The following is a 4,515-nucleotide window of genomic DNA, read 5'->3' on the forward strand; positions in this document are numbered from 1 at the left end:
GCCGGGGGGGGCGGCCGGGGGGGGGGGGGGGGGGGCCGGGGGGTCAAACGGGGGCGGGGGCGGGGGGGGGGGGCGGCACGTCCCCGGACGTAGCTGTGGCCCACGTCCCCCAACGCGGGCCACAGCGGGCGCGGCCAGTGTGCACTGAGTGCGGTCTGGCCGCTGGGAAGGCGGATGCAGCGACTGAATACGTGCCGGAAACCCCCATTGCCGACACGAGCGCGTGCATCCGCGCTTGGTTTGTGGTGCGAGCGCCTCACAGGACCTGGGTGGGTGTGGGAAGACTGCGGGGTCGGGGTTCGGTCTGGGGCGCTTCACCTGTGAGAACGCTTCGTCTGATTGTGGTGTTCCCGTTCCTCGCACCGATTTTCGGTCCGGCCGGTAAAAAGCGGGTGCTGACTGGGGCAAGGGATGTCTATGCTCCTGCTGTGAACAGCACAGGAGAGGGCGGGGGCACGCCGGGGACGATGACCCTGTGGCGGCCCACAGGGCCCCGGGAACTCGCCCTGGTCAGGGATTCCGGCTGGCGGGAGTGGCCGCCGCGGCTGCCGGAGCAGCCCATTTTCTACCCGGTCCTGAACCGGGGGTACGCGGAGAGGATCGCCAGGGAGTGGAACCTGCCACGCGACGGTGAGGGGCACGTCACCCGGTTCCGCGTGGACGCCGGATTCGCGTCCCGGTACCCCGTGAGGCAGGCGGGCGGACGCACGATCCTGGAGCTGTGGGTGCCCGCGGAGGAGCTGGCGGAGTTCAACGCCCACCTGCGCGGCCCGATCGAGCTGGTGTGGTCCTACCTGCCCGAGCACCCCGAGGGGGTCTCCCCCCGCTGACGGCAGGGGAGCGGGCGGGACCCCGGCCGCAGGGGCGGGGTCCCGCCGGTCGGCGTGTCAGGCGTCGGGCACGAGTGCCAGGTCGGGGTCCAGGTCCGTGAGGGCGGCGAGGACGTCGCCGAAGGCGTCCGCGAGCACGACGGGCTCGCGGTCGGTGCGGTCGGTGGCCGGTGCGGAGGGGTCGCGTCGGGGGTCGAGGGTGGTGGCCATGGGGTTCCGGGCGCGGGGGCCGGTGGGGCGCGCCCTCCTCCTTCTCGTGTGATCACGTGCTCGGACGTCCCGGTCGCCGTGACTCCCGGTGACCGCGGGGTTCGGGTCAGGGATAGCACGCGGTGACGACCGTTCGGCTTGCGTCGCACCGGTCTCCCTTCCCCGGGAGGTGTCCGGTCCCTGGGCATGGTCATACCCGCGCACCACATCCGCGTGAACAGACGGCCTCCGGCCTGTGGACGGAGTGCCGGAGCGGGTCGGGCCGACCGTCCGGCGGACCGCTCGGCCACCGGCTCCGGTAACGCGTTCCGGACATGTCGGTCCCGCGCACGCTCCGGTGTCCGCACCCCCGGCGGAGCGGTTCGCGAACCATGCCCCGGTCTTTGCGTGAAATTGGCCTTTCTCTTTTGGAGGCGAGGACGTTCCGTGGGAGACATGTGACGTAAAGTCACCCGATCCCGAGGAAGCCCACATGCCCTACGGATACTCCACAGGTTCCGGAGCGACGCTCGCGGCGACGGGGTTCGCCGCCGGCTACCTCTGGCTGGTCGTCGTCGGCCTCGTCCTGGTCGTCGCCGGAGCGCTGCTCGTCCGCGTCTCCTTCCGCCGGGACAGGGGACCGCTGGAGCGATGACCCTCACTTTCCGCGACGCGGACCGGTCCGGGGGCCGGCCCCGGCCACCGCATGACCCGGTCCTGCCCACCGCCAGGACCGCGCGCCCCGGCGCGATGGCGTTCCTGGGGATGCTCGCGTTCGCCGCGTTCACCGTGTGGGGCATGGCCCACGTGGTCGGCGCGGTCGGCGGGTTCCACGAACCCCGGGCGAGCCTGGCCATGGTGTGGCTCGCCTCGTTCCTGCTCCTGTGGTGGGCGCCCTTCGCCTGGCTGGAGAGGCCCGTCCGCGCGACCGCCGACGAACAGGTGGCGCTCGACTCCCTGACCGTGACGGTCCAGGTCCCCGTCTACAACGAGGACCCGCTGGTCCTGCGCGCGTGCCTGGACTCGGTCCTCGCGCAGAGCCGCACGGTGGACCGTGTGCGGGTCGTCGACGACGGGTCCGTGGACGCCGACGGGGAGCCCGTGGACTACGGCGGCATCCGCGACGCGTTCCTCGCCCGGGCCGCCGGCCACGGGGTGGAGGCCACCTGGGACCGCACCGCCAACCGCGGCAAGCGCTTCGCCCAGATGCACGTGCTCGCCGAGGACGACGCCGACGTCTTCGTCACCCTCGACAGCGACTCGGTGCTCGACCGCCACGCCGTGAGGGAGGGCCTCGCGCCCTTCGCCAGTCCGCGGGTGCAGTCGGTGGCGGGCCACGTCCTGGTGCTCAACAGGGACGCCAACCTGCTCACCAGGCTCACCTGTGTGCTCTACCTGCCGTTCACCCGGGGCCTGCGCAGCGCGCAGTCGGTCCTGCGCCGGGTGACGATCAACTCCGGCACCCTGGCCTTCTACCGGGCGCAGACGGTCCGCGATAGCGCGGGGGCCTACGAGAACGAGCACTTCTGGGGCCGTCCCATGCAGATGAACGACGACTCCATGCTCACCTTCTACGCCCTGCTCAAGGGCGACACCGTCCACCAGCCGTCCGCGATCGTCTTCACCCTCGTCCCGGAGCGCCCGCGCCACTACTTCGGCCAGCAGCTGCGCTGGATGAGGGGGACGACGGTGCGGCACCTGTGGTGGCTGAGGTACATGCCGCTGCGCGGCGTGGTGTTCTGGGGGACGGTGACCGAGTACCTGCACATGTTCGTGGCCTACGCGGTTCCGCTGCTCGTGCTGTGCGACGAGGGCCTGCGCGAACAGTGGAGGTCCATCGCGGTCGCCGCACTCGTGATCGGCCTGGCGATCAACTACATCATGGCGCTGCGCCTGTTCACCATGCGCAGGAGCGACGAGTCGGCGGGCTACCTGCTCATGCTGTACCTGGTCTCCCCCGCGGCCGCGGTGTGGAGGCTCCTGGTGCTGCGGCCCCTGTACCTCTACGCGATGCTGACCTGCAGGCGGATCACCCGCTGGGGCACCAGGGAGGGGGTCGAGGTCGCCATGGCCGGCGGTTCCCCGCAGGCGGAACCCGGGGCCGCCGCCCGGAGCGCCTCCCCGGCGTGAGGGAGCGGGGCGGTCGGAGGCGGGGGGAGGGGACCCATGAACCGAGGGGACCCCTCCTCCCGCACGGGGCGCCCCGGACCCCGGGGCGGCGGTCCTTCGGGGGCGCCGCCGTCCACGCCTTCCGCTCCGGGGACGCCGGGGAATACCTGTGTCGCCCCACCCGTTCCCCGTGATACCTTCATAGGAAATTACTTCTCAGGAAACAATATCGGGGAGCAGGCCATGCAGTTCGGAATCTTCTCAGTCAGTGACGTGACCACCGACCCGACGACGGGACGCACGCCGACCGAGGCCGAGCGGGTCAAGGCGATGGTCGCGATCGCGCTCAAGGCGGAGGAGGTCGGCCTCGACGTCTTCGCCACCGGAGAGCACCACAACCCGCCGTTCGTGGCGTCCTCCCCGACGACGATGCTCGGCTACATCGCGGCGCGGACCGAGAAGCTGATCCTGTCCACCTCCACCACGCTGATCACCACCAACGACCCGGTGAAGATCTCCGAGGACTTCGCGATGCTGCAGCACCTGGCCGACGGCCGGGTGGACCTGATGATGGGCCGCGGCAACACCGGCCCCGTCTACCCCTGGTTCGGCCAGGACATCCGCCAGGGCATCCCGCTGGCGCTGGAGAACTACAACCTGCTCCACCGCCTGTGGAGGGAGGACGTCGTCGACTGGGAGGGCAAGTTCCGCACCCCCCTCCAGGGCTTCACCTCCACGCCCCGGCCCCTGGACGGGGTGCCGCCTTTCGTCTGGCACGGCTCGATCCGCAGCCCGGAGATCGCCGAGCAGGCCGCGTACTACGGTGACGGCTTCTTCCACAACAACATCTTCTGGCCGGCCACGCACACCAAGAAGCTGATCTCCCTGTACCGGCGCCGCTTCGAGCACTACGGCCACGGCAAGGCCGACCAGGCCGTCGTCGGCCTCGGCGGGCAGGTCTTCATGCGCAAGAACTCCCAGGACGCGGTCAAGGAGTTCCGCCCCTACTTCGACAACGCCCCCGTCTACGGCGGCGGGCCCAGCCTGGAGGAGTTCACCCGCGAGACCCCGCTGACCGTCGGAAGCCCGCAGGAGGTCATCGACCGCACCCTGACCTTCCGGGACTCCTTCGGCCACTACCAGCGCCAGCTCTTCCTCATGGACCACGCCGGCCTGCCGCTGAAGACGGTCCTGGAGCAGCTGGACCTGCTCGGCGAGGAGGTCGTCCCGGTGCTGCGCAAGGAGTTCGCGGCCGGGCGGCCCGCCCACGTCCCCGACGCCCCGACCCACGCCTCCCTGTTGGCGGCCAAGGGCGCCGGGGGCGACAAGGGTGCGCAGACCGGCCGCGCCTGAGCCCCGGCCCGCCCGGTCCGGGGTGCGGGTGCGC

At 71.3% G+C, this 4,515-nt stretch carries 5 protein-coding genes; 4 read left to right on the forward strand and 1 reads right to left on the reverse strand.

Translation table 11 applies throughout. The features are described from left to right. Positions 1–467 precede the first annotated feature (467 nt). Positions 468–830, forward strand: coding sequence for an ADP-ribosylation/crystallin J1 (locus tag ACWGL3_RS31165; RefSeq protein ID WP_267950405.1), 363 nt, complete (start codon positions 468–470; stop codon positions 828–830). A 57-nt stretch (positions 831–887) separates the two neighbouring features. Here the strand turns inward: ACWGL3_RS31165 and ACWGL3_RS31170 are convergent, their stop codons facing one another. Further along, on the reverse strand, positions 888–1,040 hold the full coding sequence (locus tag ACWGL3_RS31170; protein WP_267944625.1) for a hypothetical protein: 153 nt from the start codon (positions 1,038–1,040) through the stop codon (positions 888–890). A gap of 472 nt (positions 1,041–1,512) precedes the next feature. Between ACWGL3_RS31170 and ACWGL3_RS31175 the strand changes: the two genes are divergently transcribed. The 3 genes from ACWGL3_RS31175 (at position 1,513) to ACWGL3_RS31185 (ending at position 4,481) form a co-directional block, all read left to right on the forward strand. Beyond that, on the forward strand, positions 1,513–1,674 hold the full coding sequence (locus ACWGL3_RS31175) for an LPXTG cell wall anchor domain-containing protein (RefSeq protein WP_267944624.1): 162 nt from the start codon (positions 1,513–1,515) through the stop codon (positions 1,672–1,674). Beyond that, positions 1,671–3,149: a glycosyltransferase family 2 protein gene (locus ACWGL3_RS31180; protein WP_452462124.1), complete on the forward strand. Its 1,479-nt coding sequence runs from the start codon at positions 1,671–1,673 to the stop codon at positions 3,147–3,149. The genes ACWGL3_RS31175 and ACWGL3_RS31180 overlap by 4 nt, the downstream gene beginning before the upstream one ends. Before the next feature lie 222 nt (positions 3,150–3,371). Continuing rightward, complete coding sequence (locus ACWGL3_RS31185; protein ID WP_267944621.1) at positions 3,372–4,481, forward strand: LLM class flavin-dependent oxidoreductase; 1,110 nt, start codon at positions 3,372–3,374, stop codon at positions 4,479–4,481. The last annotated feature ends 34 nt before the right edge of the window (positions 4,482–4,515 follow it).

The organism is Nocardiopsis sp. NPDC055824 (genome assembly GCF_053616335.1).

What these genes read in the sequence shown, in the direction of transcription:
- ACWGL3_RS31170 (WP_267944625.1), bottom strand. Translation starts at nt 1,040, where the DNA reads ATGGCCACCACCCTCGACCCCCGACGCGACCCCTCCGCACCGGCCACC.
- ACWGL3_RS31185 (WP_267944621.1), top strand. Translation starts at nt 3,372, where the DNA reads ATGCAGTTCGGAATCTTCTCAGTCAGTGACGTGACCACCGACCCGACG.
- ACWGL3_RS31180 (WP_452462124.1), top strand. Translation starts at nt 1,671, where the DNA reads ATGACCCTCACTTTCCGCGACGCGGACCGGTCCGGGGGCCGGCCCCGG.
- ACWGL3_RS31165 (WP_267950405.1), top strand. Translation starts at nt 468, where the DNA reads ATGACCCTGTGGCGGCCCACAGGGCCCCGGGAACTCGCCCTGGTCAGG.
- ACWGL3_RS31175 (WP_267944624.1), top strand. Translation starts at nt 1,513, where the DNA reads ATGCCCTACGGATACTCCACAGGTTCCGGAGCGACGCTCGCGGCGACG.